Raw genomic sequence first — 23,662 nt, forward strand, 5'->3', positions numbered from 1 at the left:
TTATTTTTCTTCTTCTTGTTCTACGATAGGTTCTTCATAGGTAACAAGGATTTTGTCGATACGGGTATTATCCATGTCGATGACTTCAAAGGTATAGCCATTCCATTTTGCCTTGTCTAGTTCTTTTGGAATGCGACCAAAGAGTAGATTCAAAAGACCGCCCATAGTTTTGTACAAGTCATCTTCTTCGCCTGGTAATTCTTCATCGATGTGGAAGAATTCTTTAAATTCATCTACGTCGAGTAGACCGTCTACGAGCCATGCACCATCGCGTTCGATGATTTTATTTTCTTCTTCTTTGATTTCGTCTTCACCAGAAGGCATGAGGCCTACGATTTCTTCCATGATGTCATGTAAGGTTACGAGACCTGTAAAACCGCCGTACTCATCGAGGATAATGGACTCGTGAACACCTTCAGTACGAAGGACGTTCAATAACTTCATAAGTGGAATGGATTCTGGAACGAGGACAGGTTCCTTGAGACAAGACTTGATGATATCTTGAATGGAACTTTCACTAGGACGTTGCATAATTTGAACTAATACGTCAGATACGGTAACGAGACCATTGAGTTCGTCCAAGGAATCGGTGCCAACAGGAATGCGATAATGGTTGGCATTTTTTAGGACATCCATGATTTCGTCCTCAGTGCCGTTAAGGTCGATCCATTTGAGCTGTGTACGCGGCGTCATCACGTCGCCAGCGTTCATATCTGCAAGGTGAAAGATATTTTCTACGAGAATGGGTTCCTCTTCTTCGTAAGCACCCATAGCAACGCCTTCGGTGAGCATTTTATTGATTTCAGACTCTGTAACAGGAGCCTCTTCTTTCACAGTCACGCCTAGTAATTTTAAGAGGAACTCTGTGGAAACGCCGAGAAAGCTAACGATTGGCTTTAAGGCTACAGACAACCAATAAATCGGTTTTGCTACGACTACGGCAATGCTTTCAGGACTATTTAAGGCTAAACGTTTCGGCACGAGTTCGCCAATAACGAGGGATAAATAGGTGATAACCGTAACGATGAGTAAGGAACTAATGGATGCTGCATAGGGCTCAATGCTTGGAATATTAGCTACTAAAATCTCTTCTAATGGACCAGAGAAGGTCGCACCAGAATACAAACCAGTTAAAATACCAACGAGGGTAATACCAATTTGAATAGTAGAAAACATATTATTAGGATTCTCTGCTAATTCAAAGGCTTTTTTAGCACGCTCGTTGCCTGCCTCTGCCATTTCTTCGAGTTTACGTTTTTTAGCATTGACGATGGCTAACTCCGTCATGGAGAATAAGCCATTGGCGATGATTAATACGACGATAATTATAAAATCTAAGGTCAGATCACTGTCCATGTAAGTAGACACTCCTTTTTGATGACATATCATTCTGCACATGAGAATATTGAAATATTACTCTTTAGTATACCATATTAACATCAATAAATGTTTGACACAATAAAAGCACCCAAAAGGGTGCTTTTGGTATATACTATAGGTGTTACCGCCCCAAACTGGTAACAGGAAGGGGGTGTATTAAAATGCTCGAAATATTTATTTCCTTCACAGTATCTATCGTAGCAAGTATAATTGGATATTATATTTGCAAGTGGCTAGATAGATATTAGGCCGGTAACTAGCACAAAAAGAGGAGGGCTGCCACCCTCCTCTTTTGTTTTGCATGCATTAAAATGCTAGCAAAATATTTATTTCCTTTATCTATAATTATATTACACAATTTAGTATTATTTGTAAATAATATTATATGCATATACAATAGTTGATATAACTAGATATTACTTAATATTACTTAATATTACTTAATATATTACGATTGATATAAGGTAGAAAATAGACATATGACAAGTGAACAGGAATGGGAACAGGTTTTACAAATAAAAACAGCAGGCCGCGATGATAGTCGGTCTGATACGGAGCATCATCCGTATGAGCCGACAGATTATTGCGTTCTAGAGCGGTTGGCGAATAGCGGTCATATTCGCAAGAAACATACTCTCATCGATTATGGTAGTGTCAAGGGCCGTGTTAGCATTTTTATGGCTTACCAAACGGGCTGTCACTCCATCGGTATCGAATACGATGAACGATTATATGAAAAGGCGTTACTCAATGGTGAAAGCCCAGCAGCGCGCAATCGGGTGAGTTTTATGCACGGTGATGCGGCGCTCTATGAATTGCCAGCTCAAGCAGATCGATGCTTTTTCTTTAATCCCTTTGCGCTTCATACGATTAAGCGCGTATTAGGAAATATCTTTGATTCCCTGTATCATCATCCGCGTGAAATCAAATTATTTTTCTACTATGTTAACGAAGAGGTAGAAAACTTCTTAAATAACCATGTGCGACTCGAACAGGAAGAACCTATTGACTGCAGTGATCTCTTTGAAGAAAAGGATGCAAAGGAGCGAATTCTCGTCTATTCCGTTAATCTATTTTAAATAACTATACCTCGATCTCAATGATTCTTTAGTAAACCTCGATTTGAATGATCTTTAATAGTACTAATTTACAGTACCAAGGATTGTTTGAATCGAGGTTTTCATTTTTATTTTTATTCTAATTTTATGGGGCTTTCACCTATATTATTAAGGAAAAAGCCTATAAATTCTGCTATAATAATATATTAGAGATTATAAAATCAATTCATTTTTTACAGTTCTATACATTGATTCGTATGCGCTAGTTTAGTGGGTAGGGATGAGTGTATTGAATACAGGAGGTACGCATGGAACTCATCGATACAGTATTGATTGAACGCATTCGCAAGGCCTTAATTAAACGTTACGACCGAGATCAACAAATTCAACAAATGATTGAAGAAATCGGCGCCGAAGAGGGCCTTAATGAGTCTGAATTGGCTATCGTTTACCAAGCCTATTTAGAGGTAAAGGAACGAGTATACTATACATCTACTCTCGTTGATTTGTGGAACCAAATAGAAGAGGTTCAAAAACGGATCTCCTTGTTGCATACCTACGAATCTCTTGAGCAAGATTTGTTTGGTGATGTACTTGGCGACGATAAGGAAGACATTATTCTGTCCGATACGTCGTATCTTGGCAAGGGTGCTAGTCATAACGATGACGTGTACGCTATGGAACAGGTGCAATTGTCCGATGTGCCAGTGCAACATGATTCCACAGTGGGCATGAACCACATTAAATTGAACGAATTGAACTCTATTGGTGGCCTTTTCACAGGCTCTGGTGAAAGCTCCGTTAAGGAAATTGTTGATCTTGAGGATGCGACTATTGAGCACCTTGATGTAAATCCACTAGACGGCGTTGAAAGCTTAGAAGTTCATCATTTAAACGAGGAAAATCCTTTTGATAATGATGATTTAGAAGAAATGTTATCATCTAAGAACAAAGAAAAAAAATCTAAAAAAGATAAGAAATTAGAGGAAGAAGATGTATTGGATGAAGAGGATATGTCCTCTATCGATCCATATACAGCGGTAAATGCATTGTTATTTGGTAAAGCTGGTTTAGAGTCCGATAAAGCAAATAAGAAGCTAGAAAAGATTCTTAAAAAGCAATTGAAACGCGTTGATGATGAATGGGCGCGGATCAACGGCTCTGACGAAAAAAAATCCAAGGACGAAAAAAAATCTAAAGAAGATAAGAAATCTAAAGAGGATAAAAAGTCTAAGGAAGATAAAAAAGAGAAAAAACACAAAAAGTCCAAGGAAGAAAAACAGGCTAAGGACGAAGAAAAGTTAAAGAGAAAGAAAGATAAGGCTGAAAAGAAGCTTAAAGTCTTGAACGATAAGTTAAAAACAGTATTTTTGGCGGATACTTTCAAGAAAAAAGATAAGAAGAAAGATAAGAAAAAGGATAAAAAGTCCGAAAAGGATAGATCCGAAAAAAAGCAGAAACGATAGTTTCCGTATGGAATAGTAAGGCCTCTGAACAGGGGGCTAAGGAGAGTACTAGTGCAAAGAAATCGGCAAGTGCTGGAACTATCGACCGTGGATGCGGTAAATGCAAGCGATGTAAGGGGCCTAAATGTAAGAAATATCCAGGATAGTTATGTAATTAAAATGTTAAATTCTAGGTGATACAGATCTGGAATCAATAGCATGTCTATATTATTACTCTCACTTTGAAGTGTATCCATAAGTATATGGACTATGAATTGAATGATAAAGGGGTATTAAAATGACAGAAAACAATGGTTTTCTCAATATTATGGATAGTTCCGTGTGGGGGGGCATGGAGCAATATGTATATGATATGAGTGAAGAGTTAGAACAACAAGGTATTTCTCCATTTGTATTGACGGATATTGGTAATCTAGAGTTTATTGATAGATATAGTGAAGTAGCTACTGTATTGCCTATTAAGTTAAGAAAAAATAGTAGATATTTGTATGTTAATACAGTAGCAAAATTTATGAGTGAACATAATATTGATACAATTTTATGTCATACTGGTAAATTTATATTATTTGCTTTGATATTGAAAAAATTAACAGGTGCTAAGGTTTTATTCTTTAAACATAATATACTCCCTGCTAAAACTGATATCTATCATAGATGGATTCAAGATCAAGTAGATGGTTTTGTTTGCGTATCTAAATGTGTGTATGATGCACAAGTTGTAAAGGAGAATAAGGAAAAGTATCATCTTATTTATAACGGTATTAATACACATAGATTTCCTCAAGTTGAGGTAGAATATAAGCTTCAAGATGATAATTTTATAGTTGGCTATGCAGGTAGAATTTCTATTGAAAAAGGTATTATGGAATTATTAGGAGCAATTAAAATTCTTCATGAACAAGGTAGAGGTGTAGAATTACGCATGTGTGGCGCTATATCAGAGGATACGTTAAGTCAAATTAATTCATATATTCAGTCTAACCATATGGAAGCATATGTAAAGAATTTAGGATTTAAGAAGGATGTAAATCAGTTCTATCGTACTATTGATTGCTTAGTGGTGCCATCCAAGATTCAAGAAGCTTTTGGTCTCGTTATCTGCGAATCTATGTATTGTAATACTCCTGTTATTACGAGTAAATCTGGTGCTCAAGAGGAAATTATCACTAATGGTGAAGATGGTATTTTGTTAGATATTGTAGAAGATAAGACTATTGCTCATGCTATTACATACTTAATGGATAATCCAATAGAATACGAAAAAATAAGAAAAAATGCTTATAGTCGTGTAAAATCTACTTTTACTATTGAAAAAATGGTTGCTTCTATTAAACAATTATAGATTGTTAGATTATTAATAAATAAAATTAAATTTAAAGGTGTATTATGGCAACAATTACGGCTATCATTTTAGCTAGAAATGAAGAACAACATATTGTAGATTGTATTAATAGCATTCAATGCGCTAATGAAATTCTAGTCATTGATGATGGTAGTACAGATAGAACTGTAGAACTAGCAGAGTCATTAGGTGCTATAGTTATACCTCATCCATTAAATAATGACTGGTCTCAGCAACGTCGCTTTGGTATTAGTCAAGCTTCATTTGATTGGATCTTATTTATTGATGCGGATGAACGAGTTTCTCCAGAATTAAATGAAGAAATACTAAAAGCTGTGAATAGTGGAGATCAAAAAGCATATTGGTTATCTCGTCATAGTTTATTCCGTCATAATACTGCTAGTCATGGAACCATGCGACCAGATAAGGTATTACGGTTAATGCCAAAAGAAGGAGCTACCGTAGAAGGCTTTGTCCATGAAGCATTTATTAGTCCTTTCCCGAAAGATAAATTAAAAGGAAAGTTATATCATTATACTTACGATAACTGGACACAGTATCTTAATAAAGTTAACAAATATACGTCAGCTGCTGCGACAAATTATTATGAGCAAGGTAAATCCTGTTCATTTTTGCTAGATATCATTTTGAGACCTCAATGGGCCTTCTTTAAAATTTATATTTTACAAAGAGGTTTTTTAGACGGTAAATTTGGCTTTATTTTATCTTTATACCATTACATGTATACTGTTACTAAGTATGTAAAACTGTATTATTTGATTAAATCTAATGGAAAATTATAAGCATATCTTTTTCTATAATTAATATAAAAGCAAGTCCCTCCCGTAAATTTAGGCTATATAATGAGTGAACAATTTTATTTATCTATACAACAAAATATAAAATTAATGATTTGGGCACCTATATTAGCAACCATTTTTAGAATTATCTTTATGATTGTCTATAACCCATACTCCTCTTGGAAAGGAAGATGGCAGGCCGCTATAGGTTCATTACGATATGGTTTTTGGTGGGGCATGGATTTTGATGCGTATATATTTTTAATTTCCTTAGTTTTAGTTACTATTCCTGCATTGTGGTTTGATACATACCACCAATATGAGGATGTAATTAGAATTATTGAGTTAACAATCTATTCTTGTGTTCTCTACGCAGCCTTTGCAGGTAAGATGATATTCTATAAGCATTTCCATGATACCTATAACTATATGGTTCACTATGGCAATCATGCAGAGAAACGCAATTTGATAGATATATTCTTTAATCAAGATCGAGGCGCACTTGTATTATTAGGTTTTATTCCTATTGCTATTGCATCTTGGTATATGGGAACACTATTCTTATCCTTGCCGTCCATTCCATATCCAGAGTCTTATTTGACAGATACGTGGATGATAGTTGGGTGGAATATATTATTAGTGGCTCTATCTGTAGTAGGTTTTTATTGGTTTCGCTATGGTGGTACTTTATCTCACGATAATAAACCTGAATGGGATACAATTCCTACAGTGGTTAAAGAAGATATCTTCTTTGCTCGTGCTACAGTACCAGATCTATGTGCGTTGGAAACCGTTTACAAACACCCTTTACGCTCTGAATACACTGCTTCCGAAGAGGATGTTAATGATGCCATACACCGTATTGTTCCCAGTGAATATAAAAACACGTGGCAACAACTCGATAACCCTCTATATGCTTTCAAAAAAATAGCTAAAGGGCCAAAGATTAAGAAACCTAAACATATTTTCTTTATTGTTGGTGAAAGTATTCCTCAGTGGTCCTTAGACGAAACACATAAGGCACTCAATATTTGTCCAGGGCTTTGGGATTTTAAAAGCCAGTCGAATACTGTACAAATTCCAAATTTTTTACCTGCTGGCAATGTTTCAAGACCATCTATTGTTAGTCTTATGAGTGGTATCTATGATGCGGGTTTAGAACTCAATGAACGAGAGCAATTTTGGAATGGATCCTTTCCTACATCGTTTGCCTATCAAATGAAGCAGCTGGGGTATCAAACCATATATTGGTATGGCGGCAATGCGTCATATGGTAATTTTAATCATTTTGGTAAGGCTCAAGGTTTTGACCGAGTAGAAAGTGCATCTATCTTCTGTGGTCCTGATGCACCAAAGACATGGGTTGGAGTTTATGACCATATATTCTTAGAAAATATTGAGCAACAAATTAAAGCTCTTGATACACCAACCTTCCATTTTATCTATACTACATCAAACCATAGTCCATACAAGATAGAGGATTCTTTACTCGATTATGATCCTGCAACAGTTATGCCTCATGTAGGTGAGGATTTACGTTCTAACAAGACTCGGAACAAGGAACTGGCTACATATCGGTATAGTGATAAGGCTCTCTTTTCATTTGTCGATTCTATGAAAAAGGCTTATCCAGATAGTTTATTTATTATTACTGGTGACCATTCAAATTTATTTGGATCGTTGAATAATACGTCTCTCATTCATCGTGACTATACATTACGCGACACGTTCTGCACTGTTGCGTTATTACAACATCCTGATTTAGATCGTAATATGATTACTACTCAAAAAGGGACTCATATGAGTTTAATGCCAACCATTATTGAGGCGATAGCACCAAAAGGGTTTGAGTATTACTCGATTACGCCATCTTTGTTTGATGACCAACCAGAACCTTTGGTGACTCCCTATCAATGGATTACCGATTCACTTATGGGGGATATTCGATCTGATTATGGTGAAAGTAATCAACCATCAGCTGAACCAGTAACTCAGATAAGACCTATAGATAATCATGCTAAAGAAGCACGAGATTGGAGTTTATTAACAACTTGGTTAATTAACCATGAAGAAAAGCTATTTTCAAAAAAAGATGATTAACATATGTTAATCATCTTTTAATGAATATTGTATAGATAGGGGATTTAGTTAAGAGATTCGTTATTTGAGGTGATAAAGGTGTTTCAATATATACAAAATCAATGGACAAAAGGCCGAAAAATATATGGTAAGCGCAGTTGGAGAGAAACGAGACGAGTTGTATTGCACACGGCTCGCTCCTTAGGTCGCCGCCAGCATATGAAACGATTAGAAAACTATTTTGCTAATTATAAACCAGATCCAGAATTACTACACCGTCAAATTGGTTTATATGAGTTGATGACGCGGATCTTTTTCTTTAAAGAATCTACTGCAGATGAGCGTTTAGATGCTATTATCAATCATTTTGATTATATTCAAAACATATTTACTGATGAAGCCATTCAATCTATGTATTCTGTTGACGAAACTAATATCTGGGATGATGTAAGCCGTATTAAGCGCGGTTTTATCGTTTGGGAATCAGAAGAATTAAACATGAAAGCTCAACTCTATTATGGACCAGGGCAACGTAAAGAAGGCTTGTTAACGTTATTACTAACATTAGAATCAAAAGGTGTATATCATGCTAATTTCCGGTTTGGTAAAGGTTTTAATGGGGAAAAAGCCATGTGGATTGGTACGATTCAAGGCTATAAGGATGGTTTAGATAATGCAAAAATAGCTACCAAAAAGATGTTTGGTTATCGACCAAAAAACTTTATTATATATTTACTTAGATTGATCGCAAAAGAATGTGGTGTAGAAACAATCTATGCTGTATCTGATGAAGGTTTTTATGCAAATACCCATTTAATACGTATTCATCGTGCTAAAGTGGCGGAACTCGATTCTTTATGGCAAGAAAGTGGTGGCGAACTTTCACAAGATCCTAGATTTTACAAAATTCCACTAGAAGAATATCGCAAGCCAATTGAAGAAATCAAATCACAAAAACGTAGTCAATACAGAAAACGCTATGAATTACTTGATCAATATATGGTACAAGTTCATGAAAATTTAAAGCCATACTTAAAATAATTATTGACTAATATTTTAAGATAAAAGTATAAGCATCCTATTCGATGAAAGGGTGGCTAAGAATTAACTTAAACTAAAAAGCTAGTGTTCAAAATATATTATTTTGAACACTAGCTTTTTTTGATATATAAAGTTTCTTCATTTATTAATCTAAGAAATAGATAAGTTAAATAAAATAATTACATTTAATTAAAAATGAGGAATTCATGAAAGTTTTATAACTTTTATGTAGAAATTTTAGAATTATCATGTATACTATCAATATCGAAATTATTAAATATCAAATATCAATTAGTAATGTTTGGGGTTAGTATAATTCGGATTTGATAAATATTGAGGGAGAAGATATGAGTACTACATTTATGATGATGAACAATCCAATGGATTTGATCATGAATCTAGTGGTAGACACTACTACTAATAGCACTCTTACTACATTAGAAGGGGCTATTGAAAAATATAAAATCGATTTTGATGCAGCATCTAAACAAGCCATCTTTACTTTTAAAATGTATGGTGATTCTAAATACTATAAATTGCGTATGATTGCAGATGCAAATCATGATTTAGAAGAGTTAACTGCTACAGAATATTTCTTTAAGACTGTAAACGTATTAGGTCTTGCTATTAATATGGCAAAATCTAAGAAGAAATCTTTAGGTATTAAAGTAGACATGGAAAACTCTTATGTATACTTAGAGAATTTAGATTCCAATGACGGTACATCTCATAAATTCCGTGGTTGGTTAGAGCATTAATAATACAGGATTTAGAGTGTTGAGCTGTATTATTAGAGGTGCCAATATATAAGCTGTTTTATGAGTAAAAAATGTAACATTTTATAAATAGTTTATATGAAAACTACATGAGAATATGGTAAAATTAATATAATGAAATTAAGAGAGTTTAGTATCATTATATAAAGAAGGAAGGTTGTTTTCTTGATGTTGTGTTGAGAAAATGACCTTTTTTTTATAAGTATAAATAATGAGAAAGTTATTATACATCGAAGATAACTAATATAAGAGAGTTTAGATTTGAGAAATAAATAAGCGTTTTATTTTAGAATGGGGAGATTAGTTCTAGGATAAGCAGCTTAGTGAAATAGTTTGAGAAGGCCTTTCATGATCAGAATACCAATCATAGAGCCTGTTGTATCAAGCAGAACATCGCCAATTGTTGCTGTCCTACCTGGTGTGTAAATTTGAATGACTTCATCTAATGAAGCGATGCAGATTGCCAGTAGGATACTTTTTTTGGCTATATGGGTTGTAAAAATTTGTTTGAATGTATAGTAAATAACTGCACCGAGAGCCATAAACTCTGTAAGGTGAGCCAGTTTACGCACATAGGTATCTAGAATATTTACATTTGGATGTAATCCAAGTTTGATTAATAGGGGTTGTATATTTGTAGTAAAGAACATGCTGAGCTGAACGGAGTCAGTCTTTGCTTGATATGAATTACTCCAAATAAAAGCAATAATCAAGAGAATGATTACTGTGCTAATCGTTTTTTTCATTAATTATAACCTCTTGTAGTGTATTCGTATGATTAGTGTATTTATATGATACATATTTGATGTATTAAAAATGGGAAGTTAGATTAATTAAAATAACTAGTTTAGTAGTTATGAGGGAGTATATATGAAAAATACATACGTTAATTCTAATGTCATCGTTAAGACCTTAATGGTAATTGTCGATTATATTTCTGTTATTTGCGGCATTGTATCCGCTTATAATTTGAGGTTGCTTTTACCATTTAGTGAAAGTGACATGGTATTGCATATCGATTATTGGTATGCCTATATTATAACACCTCTTCTTTTTATAACAGTTCTCTTCTTGAACCACGGTTATAAAATCGATACAGCCTACTGGGAAAAGGTAAAAATCATCTTCCGCAGTATTACTATTGGTATCGTATTGTCTATCGTTTTAATGTACGCAGGTCATATTATAAATAATGTATCCCGCTTGTTCGTGATTTTATCTTATGGGTTTATATTACTTTACATCATTCTATTCCGTTATATCTTAGCTCGTACACTTATTAAATTGAACATTTTAGCTATTCCTGTATTACTTGTAGGGGCTGGTAAAACAGCAGAGCTCGTGGACGTTCATTTCAGCAATATGCCGCTTGCGATGTACAAAATTGTAGGTTTTGTAGATGATCATCCTAAATCCTCTGTATTAGCTAACAAATACGAATGCCTTGGCAAATTCAACGATGCTGAAGCAGTAATTAAGAAATATAATATTCCAAATGTTCTCGTCTGTGCGCCAGGCTTGGAATCTCACAAATTAGTCACTTTGATTAATAAACTGCAAATTCTTGTTGAAAAGGTAACCTTCGTTCCTGAGTTATTCGGTATTCCTGCAGCGAATATTCAAGCACGGGGCTTGATGAACGAGCAAACCTTGATTTTAGAGGTTAAAAATAACCTTGCTCAACGACGCAATCGTCTCTTTAAACGAATCTTTGATATTACAGCTACAGTAATCGGTGGCATTTTGATTTTGCCTGTAATAGCTATCGTAGCGATCTTAATTTACTTAGACTCTCCAGGTCCTATCGTATTTGGTCATAAACGTGTAGGCCAAGGGGGCAAGGAGTTCCCTTGTTATAAATTCCGCTCTATGGTGCCTAATGCACAAGAGGCGTTGGAAATTTATTTGAAAGAAAATCCTGAAGCCCGTGAAGAATGGGAACGTGATTTCAAATTAAAAGATGATCCTCGTGTTACAAAAATCGGTAAATTCCTTCGAAAAACAAGTCTTGATGAATTGCCACAATTGTGGAATGTATTGATTGGCGATATGAGCCTTGTAGGACCAAGACCTATCGTGCGTGCAGAAGTTGAAAAATATGGCGAATATATTAACGACTTCTATCTCGTACCACCAGGGATTACTGGCGTATGGCAAGTAAGTGGTCGTAGTGATACGACGTATGAAGAACGAGTTCTTATGGACTCTTGGTATGTACACAACTGGTCTGTATGGATCGATATTGTGTATCTAGTAAAAACAGTTTTTGCTGTTATTAAATCGAAAGGGGCTTACTAGTATTAACTATGAGGGATAGTAGTTTTGATATTATGAAGGGGATTGCTATTTTACTTGTTGTACTAGGTCATTCAGTACCAGATCAAGCAAGCGCAAGTGGGATTGCTAGCTATCCTTTATATTTAATGAGAACGATAATTTATAGTTTTCATATGCCTGTGTTTTTCTTTGTAGCCGGTTATTTCATTCATATACCTTTGAAAGAAGGTTTTAATAAGTTTGTAAAAGATAAATTTATACGATTAATGGTTCCATATTTTACAATAGGTTTATTATATTTTCCGTTTAAATTAGCCTTATCTAAATTTGCAAATCAACAAATAAATGCACAGGATATATGGAAAATTTTTATTGGTGTTAACCCTGATGGAGAACTTTGGTTTTTATATTGCTTGTTCTTTATTTCCATTCTTATGGGGTTATTAGTTAAACGTGTAAATGTAAGTTTATTAAGTATATCCTTACTTATTGCTGTTTTTTCTGATGTAATAAATATTTCCTCCATATCAATGGTTTCAAGTATATTGTATTTTCAGTTTTTCTATGTGTTAGGCTTATATATTAAACAATATAAGCTTTTGGATTACATCAAATCGTCAGTAATTGTACTTGTATCTATTGTTGTTTTTAGCATAGGCAATTATGTATTACTGCTCGATGTTAATATGTTTAAAATACTTAATATCATAACTGCTATTTCAGGCATTAATATTACATATTATGTAGCTAATCAAATTCATAATAGAGTTGGATGGTATAACAGTCTTTTAATTTTCTTAGGTACTGTTTCAATGGATATCTATATATTCAGCGATATTGTTAAAATTCCATTTAGGATTCTACTTTGGTCTAAATTAGGCTTGTATTATGAAGCATTTATTGTATGTTTCGTAGCATCTACTATTGTATCTATTTTCATTGGTTATATGTTAAGAAAAAATCATTATTCACGATTACTTTGTTTAGGTATAAAAAAATAGAGGTATATATGAAAAGACAATATGATTATTTAGTTGTCGGTGCAGGACCATTTGGTGCTGTATTTGCACATGAAGCAAATAAACGAGGTAAATCAGTATTAGTTATTGATCGCCGAAATCATATAGCAGGTAACATGTATTGTGAAACTAAAGATGATATTAATATCCATGTTTATGGTGCTCACATTTTTCACACATCAATAAAACATGTATGGGATTATGTAAATCAATTTGCAGAGTTTAATCATTATGTAAATAGTCCTGTAGCTAACTATAAAGGTGAAATGTATAATTTGCCTTTCAATATGAACACATTTTCTAAGATGTGGAATATTCGTACACCAAAAGAGGCTAACGAAATTATCAATAAGCAACGTGCAGTAATTTCAGGGGAACCAAAAAATTTGGAGGAGCAAGCAATTAGCCTAGTTGGTACAGATATTTATGAAAAGCTTATTAAAGGCTATACAGAGAAACAGTGGGGCCGTAAATGTACGGAGCTACCAGCTTTCATCATTAAACGTTTACCTGTTCGTTATACATACGATAATAACTACTTTAATGATCGCTTCCAAGGTATTCCAATTGGTGGCTATACAAAGATGATTGAGAGTATGTTAGAAGGTATTGAAGTGCGTTTAGGTGTAGATTTCCTTAAACATCGCGATGAATATGAAACGTTGGCAGGTAAAATTATCTACACAGGTCCTATTGATGAGTATTTTGACTATTCTGAAGGTGTATTGGAATACCGCGGTCTTCATTTTGAAACAGAGCGTCTTGAAGAGGAAAACCTTCAAGGCGTGGCAGTTGTGAATTATACAGAAGGCGAAATACCATATACTCGTATTATCGAACATAAACATTTTGAATTTGGTACGCAGCCTGTTACATACGTAACAAAAGAATACCCTAAAGATTGGAAAATTGGTGAAGAAGCATATTATCCAGTTAATGATGTAAAAAACTTAGATTTATATGCTAAATACGTAAAGAAAGCGAAAATAGTTTCTAATGTAATATTCGGTGGTCGTTTAGGGGAATATAAATATTACGATATGGATAAAGTTATAGCTAGTGCATTAGAATTATGTAAAAAGGAACTCGATAAATGAGAATAGAATGGTTAGATTCTTTAAAGGGATTTGCTATATTTTTAGTTGTAGTTGGTCATGTTGTTCTTGGTTATTTAAGGGCTGGAATATTTCCTGAATACCAATGGAGTTTACAATTGACTCACGATTTGATTTATAGTTTCCATATGCCATTATTTTTTCTGATTAGTGGTTTCTTATATAAACTTACTTGGTCAAAAAAAAATACAGGGATTGTAATAAATATTGTTAATAAATTTTTGAATTTGATTCCTATGTATCTTTTATTTTCAGTTGTCTTTTGGATATCAAAATATTATGCTTCTCTTTATGGGAAAATTCAAATGAGTGATTTTTTTACTTTTTCAGACTTAATGCATATATATATTGCTCCGCTTTCTTATTTATGGTTTTTATATGTGCTTATTTGGTTATTTGTATTTGTTCCTCTATTTGAGTCTTTATTTAAATCTTTAGTGATTTTTATAACATTCTTGCTATTATATTTATTTCTACCACCAGTAGAAGGTATATTTAAAGTTGTTAACTCAATTATCTATGGTGGAGTGTACTTTACTTTAGGATCTGTAATATATACGTATTATGAAAGTATAAAAAATATTATAAGTAAAAATTTGCTTATCGTTGGACTTATTAGTATTTTGATGGCGAGTATAAGTTTTCCATATACTACAGTCCATACGGCTTTTAAATTTGTATGTGCATTAGGCGCATCCTCTTTTCTTGCTATTTTATTTTTTAAATTAAAAGATAGAAAATTGATTACTTTCTGGAATATTTGTGGTCGATATTCCCTAGGGATTTATATCTTGCATTTATATTTCTCAAGCCCATTAAGAACAATATTTAAAAACTTATCTATCGACAATATTATAGTTGTTATATTGCTATCTTGTATTATTAGTACAATAATACCAATTTTTATTGTTATGTTTTTTGATAGATTTAAAATAACTTCTTGGATTTTTGGAAATTCTAAACTCATGAAAATTAAGGCATAAGATACTTATATTTATAGTATTTTTATGGGATATAGGAAATTAGTAAGGTGGGAATATAGTGAATATTAAAATATTAGTAGCCACCCATAAACAATATTGGATGCCAGAAGACCCTGTCTATCTGCCAATCCATGTAGGTCGAGAAGGCAAGGCGGATATTGGCTATACGGGTGATCATACGGGAGATAATATATCTTCAAAAAATGCAAATTATTGTGAATTAACAGGCTTATATTGGGCTTGGAAAAATCTTGATGCGGACTATATTGGTCTCGTTCATTACAGACGTTACTTTACTCGCAAAGAGGTTCGTTCTGTAGAGGATAAAAAAAATCAAATTCTTACAGGCGCAGAATGGGAGAAATTGCTTTCAGAGTATCCTGTAGTAGTAGCAGATAAACGTAAATATTATATTGAATCCAACCGTTCTCATTATAATAATGCTCATCATAGCGACGGCCTTGATGCGGCAGAGCAAATCATCGCTGAAAAATATCCAGAATATAGCGCTGCTTTCACAAAGGTTTGCAATCGCACCTGGGCGCATATGTTCAACATGTTTGTCATGCGTCGCGACCTATTTGATCAATACTGCGAGTGGATGTTCTCTATCTTGGAAGAGATTGAACATCGCGTCGATATTTCCAATTACGATACATACGAAGCGCGTATTTATGGCTTTGTAAGCGAAATCTTGCTAGATGTATGGATTGAAGCAAATAATATTGACTATAAGGAACAAAATGTATCCTTTATGGAGCCACAAAACTGGTTGAAAAAAGGTGGCTTATTCTTAAAACGTAAATTATTTGGGAGATAATATACTGATATGATAAAGGTAATAGAGCTTCCTATAGATAAAGATATGGGTGGTTTAACATCTTATGTTCTTCAATTGTATAGAATGATTGATAAAAAAGAATTTGAATTAACATTACTGAGTTATGATGATCCTCAAAATTTTGATGTAAATTATAAGGTAGAGACGGTTAGTAGACCGTATCATATTATTCAGTTTTATAAAAAAATGAAGTGCCTACTTTCTGAAGGAAAAGATATCATTCATTTTCATCAATCTTATGTCAATATTATTCCTATTTTGATTGCTAAATTAGCTGGATTTAAAACTATTATTTTACATGCGCATAGCTCTAGTATAGATGATAATCGAAAAATTGTACGCTTTCTAAAGACAGGATTACATAAGGTTGGAAGAATTTTATTACCTTATTCGGTTGATACTTATATAGGCTGCTCTACTAAGGCATCAGAATGGATGTTTCCTAGAATTTGTATAGATAGTGATTCATATTATTTATTACATAATGCTATCGATTTGGATTTATACGATAGAAATATAAATCTAGGGTTGGAGGTTAGACAAAAATTTAACATTCCTAAGGATGCATTGATAGTAGGACATATTGGTCGTTTTACACCTGTTAAAAATCACCCTTTTATTATCGATATATTTAAAGAGGTATTAAAACAAAATCCTAATAGTTATTTATTTCTCTTGGGTGATGGTGTAGAACGGCATAAGATTGAAAGTCTTGTAAAATCAGCAGCTATATCTGACAAGGTTATTTTTATGGGGTATGTAAATAACACTGTGGATGTTATGCAAGCTATAGATATTATGATATTACCTTCTTTATTTGAAGGGCTACCGCTAATTGCTATTGAGTCTCAAGCATTAGGTATACCAATATTAGTTTCTGATACGATTACACAAGAGGTTATGCTAACAGACTTATGTGTCTCTTTACCAATTGATAATTCTAAAAAATGGGCTCAAGAGATTTTATTTAGATTTAAGAAGAATAAATTTATTGATTGTAGAAATGAAATTAAGGCATTGGGATATGATTCTCGTGATGCAATAAAAAAAATTGAAAAAATATATAAGGAAAAAAAATGAGTTTAAAAGGGTATATAAAAGAAAATTTACCATGGATTCGCTCTATTTATAGAAAAAGATGGGCACCTATTAATATAATTCATAATATGATTGATAAACCAGTAGCCGTATTACTCTATCATAGAATTAATTATTTAAACAGAGACTTATTTAATATCAATGTAACACCTGAAAATTTTGATAGTCATATTAAAGTCTTAAAAAGCCAGTATAATGTAATAACTTTTGATGATTTAAAACATAACAATATAAAGGAACCGTCGGTTATTATTACATTTGACGATGGTTATTATGATAATTATAAATATGCATTTCCAATTTTAAAAAAATATCAAGTACCAGCTACGATATTTATAACTTCTGGGGGTGTAGATACAGATAAAGAGTTTTGGTGGGATCGATTAGAAACTGTTTTATTCGAAAATAAAAATCTAAGAGAATTAATTGAGTTAGATATATTAAATCAAAGACATGTATTTGATATATCCGATGATACAAAGAGATTACATAGTTTTTATACGTTACACCATATGCTTTTTTCTCTACATCCTAATGAAAGAGATATGATATTAGACAGATGGTATGAATTTTATGGATTGAAGGTTAATCCTAATAATAGGACTATGACTTCGTCGGAGTTAATAGAGTTATATCAAAGTCAGTTAATTACATTAGGAGCGCATACTATACACCATCCAGCGTTGAAACAAATTAGTAGAGAAGAGCAAATACATGAAATACAATCTTCTAAGCTTTTTTTAGAGAATTTGTTACACACGGATATAGATATTTTTGCGTATCCTTTTGGTCATAAAGAAAGTTTTGATCAAGTGACAGAACAAATTGTTCAAGATCTAGGATTCACATATTCAGTTAGTACTAGAAGAGCACAGCTTCATTCTAATGCTAATCCATTTTCTATACCTAGATTCGGTATTGAAGACTGGTCAGAAGATGAATTTATACGACAAATGAAGTTAGTATGGTTTGAAAATTAGGGGATTTTTAATAATGTTGACTATATCTGAAATTCAAGATCATTTATTTATAATGCTTAAAGAGTTTGATTCCTTTTGTAAAGAGAATGATATTAAATATTCGCTATCAGGAGGATCATTATTAGGGGCCATTAGGCATAAAGATTTTATTCCTTGGGATGATGATATAGACATTTGTTTAAGTCGGCCAGATTATGAAAAATTAATTACTATATTTCCAAAGGTTTTAAATAGCAATTACCTGCTTAGATCTATTGAGCGTAATAACTCAAAATATCCTTTTGCACGATTAGAAAAGCTTGATATCAGGATTGAAGATGAGTACAGTAATGCTAATCAGTTTTTATTTATGGATATTATGCCTGTTGATGGATTACCAAATGATAAAAATGAAGTTATTAGTATCTATAAAAAACGTAAAATTTATAGTAAGATGCTTGAACTATGTGATGCTAAATTAGGACATGGTAAATCATTTACTAGAGCATGTATCAAGTCTATATTAATTATTTTGGCTAAATGTGTGGGATATAAATATTGGGCTCATAAATTAGATCAATTAGCAAAACAGTATGATTATAATACTTCTAATCATGTAGGCGCTATTACTGGTGGCGTTTATGGTGAAGCTGAATGTATGGTAAAGGATGCTTTTGAAAAACGTGTCCCTATAGAGTTTAGAGATTTAACATTAGAGATTTTTTCATGTTACGATACATATTTAAGTAATTTATATGGTCATAATTATATGGAAATACCTGCTGAGGATAAACGTAAAGTATCAAGTATTAAAGCTTATAAGATTTAATTTTATAGGAAGAGTGGTATTTAAAGATAAAGAGTTGCTGTTTTATGTTCATTTAATAATAGAAGCTTTTATATGAAGGGGAAAATAATGAGAATAGTTGTAACAGGTGGAGCAGGTTTTATTGGCTCTCATTTAGTTGACCGTTTAATTAAAGAGGGCCATGCGGTACAAGTTATTGATAATTTATATACAGGGAATAAGGATTTTGTTAATCCGAAGGCCGAGTTTGTGGAACTGGATATTCGGAGTTCAGAACTATATTCTACGTTAGAATTGTTTAAACCAGATTATATTTTTCATCAGGCTGCACAAACAGAGGTCACAACCTCGATGAATAACCCTATGTTAGATTGTGATATTAATTTGATGGGGCTAATAAATCTACTCAATGTTTCTGTAAAGTTAGATATTAAGAAATTTTTAATGCCATCTTCTGCTGCTGTATATGGTAATTTAACTACCTTACCATTAGATGAGACAATGACCGGGAATCCGTCTTCTTTTTATGGACTAACAAAGCTTACGGCAGAACATTATCTTCGTATTTATCATGAATCATATGGATTACAGTATATCTGTTATCGATATTCTAATGTATTTGGCCCTAGACAAGGTAATGGGGGGGAAGGTGGAGTTATTAGTATTTTTTCTAAAGCCATATCTCAAGATGATTCGATTGTTATTTATGGAGATGGTGAACAAACTAGGGATTTTATATATATTGATGATGTAGTTGAAGCTAATATTCTAGGTATGCAAAGCCAGTTTAATGGTATCTATAATGTAAGTACTAATATTCCTAGTTCTATTAATTTATTAGTGGATGAATTTAGAAGTATAAGTCATAAAAATATTGATGTAGTATATGAAAAACCTAGATTAGGTGATATTAGAGATTCTGTATTGGCAACTGAAAAATCAGAAAGAGATCTTTTATTTAGAGCTAAATGTAATCTTCATGATGGACTAGTTAAAACATACACTTATTTTAATAAGTAAAGAAATAATGACACAAATGATATATTAACGTCGTAAATAAATATATTTAATTGTAAACCAAGTGGATGATGTGTCATATATTATTAATAACCTTAGATGTTGGAGTAGTTTTATGGAGAAGCCTTTAATTAGTATTATAATTCCAGTATATAATGTTAAAGAACAATTAACGGAGTGTGTAAATTCTATACTGGAGCAAAGTTATGAACAGTATGAATTGATTTTAGTTGATGATGGTAGCACAGATGGCTCATCAGAACTATGTGATCAACTAGCAAAAATAAGTTCGAAGATTCATGTAATACATAAAAAAAATGGTGGAGTCAGCTCAGCTCGTAATATAGGGTTAGATACAGCCTGTGGCGAGTTTGTTGTCTTTGTTGACAGTGATGATATTATTTCTAATACTTATTTGGAATTATTTATTAATGCGAGTACCGAGGCGGATCTTGTTATTGGATCTCTACAAGATATATATGTAGATGGAAATGGCTGTATTTATAAAAAAAAGTTGCGCAAACATAAAGCACCACTTAAAGGTAACTTATTTGAAGAATATTATAGTCTTATTGATTGGCTTCGGGGACCTGTAGCAAAGTTGTATCGCAAATCTATAATCGATGAGCATCATCTTAGATTTGATGAGAGTTTATCCGTAGCAGAAGACCAAGTTTTTAACTTCTCCTATTATAGATTCATCACATCTTATAAAATAGAAGAAGATAGTTTATATCAATACTTTCACTATGATACAAAAATATCATTGAGCACTTTATACACAGAAAAAACCTTTTCTGATGACCTGTTTAAAATGGAGATAGAATATAGTTTTTTAAAGGAGCATTGTCCAACAAGTTATAATACTATTTATATTTATCAAATAATCGATTTATTAAACAAGTATGCGGCGTTAGAGGATAATTTTACTACATCCTCGTATTATAAATGCGTAAAAAGATTGGCCACATTACATCCTTTAGTAGTAGATTCAATTTTAAGTAGTAAGAAGCAGCTAATTGTGTGTTTGTTACAGATGAAGCTATATTGGATAGTAGTTGTTTATTATCGTTATAAATTTAGACGTAGATAGTTTATGTATTGTCAAAGAAAGGAATTGTATGGGACCGAAAGTTATTTCATATCAGCTTATAAAGGATATTATCAAAGAGTATAAGAAATTACTCCTTGTTTTAATGGGAGGCATCTTTGTAATATTCCTTTTATTAGCATTCTTGCTGCCAAAGCAGTATCAATCTAGTGTAATGATTCAAGTAAAACCAAAAGCTGGAGCCTTTGGTGCGTTGGCACAAAACGCTGCATTATTAACACTAGCAGGTATTTCCAGTGGTGACTCTGTACTAGACTATATGTCCGTACTTAAGAGTGACAAGGTTATCAATCCTGTTATTAAAAAATTAGGCAATGAAGATGCAGAAAAAGAAAACTTCGATGCTGACGATTTCGTAAAAAAATACATGCAAGTAGATAACCCTCGTGGTACTTCTATCTTGTCCTTTACTATTACTGCAGACTCTCCTGAAAATGCACAACGCATTGCTAGTGATGTAGTTGAATCTTTGAAAAATGCTATTGCTGATGTAAGCTCTGCACAAGACTCTACATTAGTTAAAATCTTGGAAAAGAAAAACGAAGCAGCTAAACAAAAAATGGATGCAGATATAGCGACTCTTGAAAAATACAAACAAGAAAATGGCGTATTCTCTCCAACAGAACAAGAAAAAATCTTGTTGGAAAGAACATCTGGTTATGAAAAAGCAAAAGCAGAAGAAACTGTAAAAATCAATACAAATACTGCTGTATTAGGCTCTATTGAGGCTCAAATCGATAGCCAAAACCAAAAATTAGTAGATTCCCAAATGGCGGACAACTCTGAAATCCAATCTATCCGTAAAGAATTGTTCAGCGAAAACGAAAAATTAGCTAAATTACAATTCAAATTTACTGATGATTATCCAGAAGTTATAAAAGTTAAAGAAAACATTGCTTACTTAGAAGGCGAATTATCTAAAACAGTAGCGAAATCCATCGCTTCTGAAAACGTAACAATCAGCCCAGTGCAAATGGACTTGTTACAAAAACGCGTAGTTGCTAAGAATAACATCGAAGCAGCGCAAGCGGCTCTTGCTCAACTTGATACATTGGGTAAACAAAATATAGAACAATCTAATCAATTATCTCAAAAATCCGTTAAGTTCTTAGAATTACAACGTAATGCTAAAGTATCTGCCGATACATACAACTTGTTAACAAAGAGCTTGGAAGAATTAAAAATTAAAGAAAATATCGACGGTATGGATATGCGTGTTATCAACGAGCCTACATTACCATTGAAACATTCTTGGCCACGTAAACTTTATGTAATGGTTGCGGGCGGCTTATTATACTTAGTGATTGCAGGTGCATTTATTTATGTGCAATACACTAGACGTATGAGTGGCATGAAAGATTAGGTGATCCTATGGCATTTTGGATTGGTCTGGCCATATTTATACTAACCTCCATTGTGGCGGAGCGTTTACTTCCGCCACAGTATAAAAAGTGTATGCCCATCCTCGTAATGGTGGTATTAACTTTCTTCGGCTTATTTAGATCTGAAATTGGCACGGACTATGACTGGTATATAGTGTTATTTGATACAGTTAAAATTGATGATTTATACCCAGAACCAACATTTTTATTATTGGTTGAATTCTTACGTCAGTTTCATTTCTCTTATCAGGTGATGTTTATCGCCTATGAGCTCCCAATTATGTTAATCTTATGGAGCGCTATTAAGTATTACATAAAAGATACGGAAATCCAAATTTTAACTGTCGCATTATTTTACTGTTTAGAGTATTTCTTTTCTTTAAATGGTATTCGACAAGGTCTTAGCATGGTTCTTATCTTTTGGGGGTACCGTTACTGTTTAGAACGTAGTTTATGGAAATATTTATTAGTAGTAGCCCTTGCTGCATCTATGCACTATAGTGCTGTCGTAGCTGCCGTACTATACTTTGTGCCTACTAGAGTATTCTCTTGGTACAAGTACGCTATCGTATTTATTTTAACCTTCATCGTATTTAAGCTTAATATTGTATTAACCTTTTTATCTACTTTGTTTGCTATATTGCAGGTAGATGGTCGTTATTTAAGTTATCTTTCTGATGTAGACTCTGTTAAAATGACAGGATTTTATATGTTTTATCATTTTGGCTTATTCTCCCTTGCTCGTTTAGCGATTTTAGAACTTAAGCCACAGTATAAAGGCTTGTTAAACATTTGGTTCTTAGGGATTTTAGGTCATTTCTTGTTTGCCTTTTCTTTACCAATTACGCGCTTAACTAAATATTTTGAGTATTTTATTATTCTCATTATGCCGTATACAATTCAATACTTAAATTCCAATTTCTTGTTACAGGTGAAAGATAAAATCTATAACTTTAAATGGGGTTATATTATATTATTATTGTATATGTATACATTCTTAAATACGATGTCTGCCATACCACAAGATTACTATTCAAATTGGCGTAACCCATTTCCGTCGAGTATGAATATTGAGTACCAATTTAACTTCAAGATGTTTGATCGGTAGAA

At 32.9% G+C, this 23,662-nt stretch carries 21 protein-coding genes; 19 read left to right on the forward strand and 2 right to left on the reverse strand.

Annotation, left to right across the window (positions count from 1 at the left end; translation table 11 throughout):
• A complete protein-coding gene (locus VRHSUH09_RS07585; protein WP_054747895.1) occupies window positions 1-1,356 on the reverse strand; it encodes a hemolysin family protein in 1,356 nt (451 codons plus the stop codon).
• A gap of 503 nt (window positions 1,357-1,859) precedes the next feature.
• Between VRHSUH09_RS07585 and VRHSUH09_RS07590 the strand changes: the two genes are divergently transcribed.
• The 7 genes from VRHSUH09_RS07590 to VRHSUH09_RS07625 all read left to right on the forward strand — a co-directional run bounded on the left by VRHSUH09_RS07590 (window position 1,860) and on the right by VRHSUH09_RS07625 (window position 9,924).
• Window positions 1,860-2,459, forward strand: coding sequence for a class I SAM-dependent methyltransferase (locus VRHSUH09_RS07590; protein ID WP_054747893.1), 600 nt, complete (start codon window positions 1,860-1,862; stop codon window positions 2,457-2,459).
• Window positions 2,460-2,746: 287 nt separating this feature from the next.
• Window positions 2,747-3,904, forward strand: coding sequence for a transcriptional regulator (locus tag VRHSUH09_RS07595; RefSeq protein ID WP_146104579.1), 1,158 nt, complete (start codon window positions 2,747-2,749; stop codon window positions 3,902-3,904).
• A gap of 277 nt (window positions 3,905-4,181) precedes the next feature.
• Window positions 4,182-5,246, forward strand: a complete 1,065-nt coding sequence (locus VRHSUH09_RS07605; protein ID WP_054747890.1) for a glycosyltransferase family 4 protein — start codon at window positions 4,182-4,184, stop codon at window positions 5,244-5,246.
• A gap of 44 nt (window positions 5,247-5,290) precedes the next feature.
• Entirely contained in the window at window positions 5,291-6,049 is a 759-nt protein-coding gene (locus VRHSUH09_RS07610; RefSeq protein ID WP_054747888.1) for a glycosyltransferase family 2 protein, read from the forward strand.
• A gap of 60 nt (window positions 6,050-6,109) precedes the next feature.
• Window positions 6,110-8,146, forward strand: a complete 2,037-nt coding sequence (locus VRHSUH09_RS07615) for an LTA synthase family protein (protein WP_105081821.1) — start codon at window positions 6,110-6,112, stop codon at window positions 8,144-8,146.
• 78 nt (window positions 8,147-8,224) lie between these two features.
• Complete coding sequence (locus VRHSUH09_RS07620) at window positions 8,225-9,166, forward strand: VirK/YbjX family protein (protein WP_105081822.1); 942 nt, start codon at window positions 8,225-8,227, stop codon at window positions 9,164-9,166.
• Window positions 9,167-9,513: 347 nt separating this feature from the next.
• Window positions 9,514-9,924: a hypothetical protein gene (locus VRHSUH09_RS07625; RefSeq protein ID WP_105081823.1), complete on the forward strand. Its 411-nt coding sequence runs from the start codon at window positions 9,514-9,516 to the stop codon at window positions 9,922-9,924.
• 338 nt (window positions 9,925-10,262) lie between these two features.
• Here VRHSUH09_RS07625 and VRHSUH09_RS07630 read toward each other — a convergent pair whose 3' ends face one another.
• Window positions 10,263-10,688: a VanZ family protein gene (locus tag VRHSUH09_RS07630; RefSeq protein ID WP_105081824.1), complete on the reverse strand. Its 426-nt coding sequence runs from the start codon at window positions 10,686-10,688 to the stop codon at window positions 10,263-10,265.
• A gap of 124 nt (window positions 10,689-10,812) precedes the next feature.
• Here VRHSUH09_RS07630 and wbaP point away from each other — a divergent pair, with 124 nt between their 5' ends.
• From wbaP to VRHSUH09_RS07690, 12 genes are all read left to right on the forward strand, one after another.
• Window positions 10,813-12,240 (forward strand): undecaprenyl-phosphate galactose phosphotransferase WbaP, encoded by a 1,428-nt coding sequence (gene wbaP, locus VRHSUH09_RS07635; RefSeq protein WP_105081825.1) that lies wholly within the window; start codon window positions 10,813-10,815, stop codon window positions 12,238-12,240.
• An 8-nt stretch (window positions 12,241-12,248) separates the two neighbouring features.
• Window positions 12,249-13,220, forward strand: coding sequence for an acyltransferase family protein (locus VRHSUH09_RS07640; RefSeq protein WP_105081826.1), 972 nt, complete (start codon window positions 12,249-12,251; stop codon window positions 13,218-13,220).
• Window positions 13,221-13,228: 8 nt separating this feature from the next.
• Window positions 13,229-14,335 (forward strand): UDP-galactopyranose mutase, encoded by a 1,107-nt coding sequence (gene glf / locus VRHSUH09_RS07645; protein ID WP_105081827.1) that lies wholly within the window; start codon window positions 13,229-13,231, stop codon window positions 14,333-14,335.
• Window positions 14,332-15,336 carry an acyltransferase family protein gene (locus VRHSUH09_RS07650; RefSeq protein WP_054747878.1) on the forward strand — a complete coding sequence of 335 codons (1,005 nt, stop codon included), beginning with the start codon at window positions 14,332-14,334 and terminating at the stop codon, window positions 15,334-15,336. The genes glf and VRHSUH09_RS07650 overlap by 4 nt, the downstream gene beginning before the upstream one ends.
• 58 nt (window positions 15,337-15,394) lie before the next feature.
• Window positions 15,395-16,156, forward strand: coding sequence for a DUF4422 domain-containing protein (locus VRHSUH09_RS07655; RefSeq protein ID WP_105081828.1), 762 nt, complete (start codon window positions 15,395-15,397; stop codon window positions 16,154-16,156).
• Between the two features lie 9 nt (window positions 16,157-16,165).
• The gene (locus VRHSUH09_RS07660) at window positions 16,166-17,257 is read left to right on the forward strand and encodes a glycosyltransferase (RefSeq protein ID WP_105081829.1); all 1,092 of its coding nucleotides are present in this window, start codon (window positions 16,166-16,168) and stop codon (window positions 17,255-17,257) included.
• Window positions 17,254-18,255: a polysaccharide deacetylase family protein gene (locus tag VRHSUH09_RS07665; protein WP_054747876.1), complete on the forward strand. Its 1,002-nt coding sequence runs from the start codon at window positions 17,254-17,256 to the stop codon at window positions 18,253-18,255. Before VRHSUH09_RS07660 ends, VRHSUH09_RS07665 begins: the two co-directional genes overlap by 4 nt.
• Window positions 18,256-18,268: 13 nt before the next feature.
• Complete coding sequence (locus VRHSUH09_RS07670; protein WP_105081830.1) at window positions 18,269-19,063, forward strand: LicD family protein; 795 nt, start codon at window positions 18,269-18,271, stop codon at window positions 19,061-19,063.
• Between the two features lie 87 nt (window positions 19,064-19,150).
• Window positions 19,151-20,062: an NAD-dependent epimerase/dehydratase family protein gene (locus tag VRHSUH09_RS07675; RefSeq protein WP_105081831.1), complete on the forward strand. Its 912-nt coding sequence runs from the start codon at window positions 19,151-19,153 to the stop codon at window positions 20,060-20,062.
• Between the two features lie 112 nt (window positions 20,063-20,174).
• Window positions 20,175-21,152: a glycosyltransferase family 2 protein gene (locus VRHSUH09_RS07680; RefSeq protein ID WP_105081832.1), complete on the forward strand. Its 978-nt coding sequence runs from the start codon at window positions 20,175-20,177 to the stop codon at window positions 21,150-21,152.
• Window positions 21,153-21,180: 28 nt separating this feature from the next.
• On the forward strand, window positions 21,181-22,533 hold the full coding sequence (locus VRHSUH09_RS07685; RefSeq protein WP_105081833.1) for a GumC family protein: 1,353 nt from the start codon (window positions 21,181-21,183) through the stop codon (window positions 22,531-22,533).
• An 8-nt stretch (window positions 22,534-22,541) separates the two neighbouring features.
• Window positions 22,542-23,660, forward strand: coding sequence for an EpsG family protein (locus VRHSUH09_RS07690; RefSeq protein ID WP_105081834.1), 1,119 nt, complete (start codon window positions 22,542-22,544; stop codon window positions 23,658-23,660).
• The last annotated feature ends 2 nt before the right edge of the window (window positions 23,661-23,662 follow it).

It is taken from the genome of Veillonella rogosae JCM 15642, from assembly GCF_002959775.1.
In the GTDB taxonomy this organism is placed as follows: domain Bacteria; phylum Bacillota; class Negativicutes; order Veillonellales; family Veillonellaceae; genus Veillonella; species Veillonella rogosae.

Bases quoted from the DNA above. Each gene is read 5' to 3' on its own strand.
- VRHSUH09_RS07670 (WP_105081830.1), top strand. From the start codon at position 18,269: ATGTTGACTATATCTGAAATTCAAGATCATTTATTTATAATGCTTAAA.
- VRHSUH09_RS07630 (WP_105081824.1), bottom strand. From the start codon at position 10,688: ATGAAAAAAACGATTAGCACAGTAATCATTCTCTTGATTATTGCTTTT.
- VRHSUH09_RS07595 (WP_146104579.1), top strand. From the start codon at position 2,747: ATGGAACTCATCGATACAGTATTGATTGAACGCATTCGCAAGGCCTTA.
- VRHSUH09_RS07685 (WP_105081833.1), top strand. From the start codon at position 21,181: ATGGGACCGAAAGTTATTTCATATCAGCTTATAAAGGATATTATCAAA.
- VRHSUH09_RS07615 (WP_105081821.1), top strand. From the start codon at position 6,110: ATGAGTGAACAATTTTATTTATCTATACAACAAAATATAAAATTAATG.
- VRHSUH09_RS07680 (WP_105081832.1), top strand. From the start codon at position 20,175: ATGGAGAAGCCTTTAATTAGTATTATAATTCCAGTATATAATGTTAAA.
- VRHSUH09_RS07660 (WP_105081829.1), top strand. From the start codon at position 16,166: ATGATAAAGGTAATAGAGCTTCCTATAGATAAAGATATGGGTGGTTTA.
- VRHSUH09_RS07675 (WP_105081831.1), top strand. From the start codon at position 19,151: ATGAGAATAGTTGTAACAGGTGGAGCAGGTTTTATTGGCTCTCATTTA.
- VRHSUH09_RS07690 (WP_105081834.1), top strand. From the start codon at position 22,542: ATGGCATTTTGGATTGGTCTGGCCATATTTATACTAACCTCCATTGTG.
- wbaP (WP_105081825.1), top strand. From the start codon at position 10,813: ATGAAAAATACATACGTTAATTCTAATGTCATCGTTAAGACCTTAATG.
- glf (WP_105081827.1), top strand. From the start codon at position 13,229: ATGAAAAGACAATATGATTATTTAGTTGTCGGTGCAGGACCATTTGGT.
- VRHSUH09_RS07625 (WP_105081823.1), top strand. From the start codon at position 9,514: ATGAGTACTACATTTATGATGATGAACAATCCAATGGATTTGATCATG.
- VRHSUH09_RS07610 (WP_054747888.1), top strand. From the start codon at position 5,291: ATGGCAACAATTACGGCTATCATTTTAGCTAGAAATGAAGAACAACAT.
- VRHSUH09_RS07640 (WP_105081826.1), top strand. From the start codon at position 12,249: ATGAGGGATAGTAGTTTTGATATTATGAAGGGGATTGCTATTTTACTT.
- VRHSUH09_RS07605 (WP_054747890.1), top strand. From the start codon at position 4,182: ATGACAGAAAACAATGGTTTTCTCAATATTATGGATAGTTCCGTGTGG.
- VRHSUH09_RS07585 (WP_054747895.1), bottom strand. From the start codon at position 1,356: ATGGACAGTGATCTGACCTTAGATTTTATAATTATCGTCGTATTAATC.
- VRHSUH09_RS07650 (WP_054747878.1), top strand. From the start codon at position 14,332: ATGAGAATAGAATGGTTAGATTCTTTAAAGGGATTTGCTATATTTTTA.
- VRHSUH09_RS07590 (WP_054747893.1), top strand. From the start codon at position 1,860: ATGACAAGTGAACAGGAATGGGAACAGGTTTTACAAATAAAAACAGCA.
- VRHSUH09_RS07665 (WP_054747876.1), top strand. From the start codon at position 17,254: ATGAGTTTAAAAGGGTATATAAAAGAAAATTTACCATGGATTCGCTCT.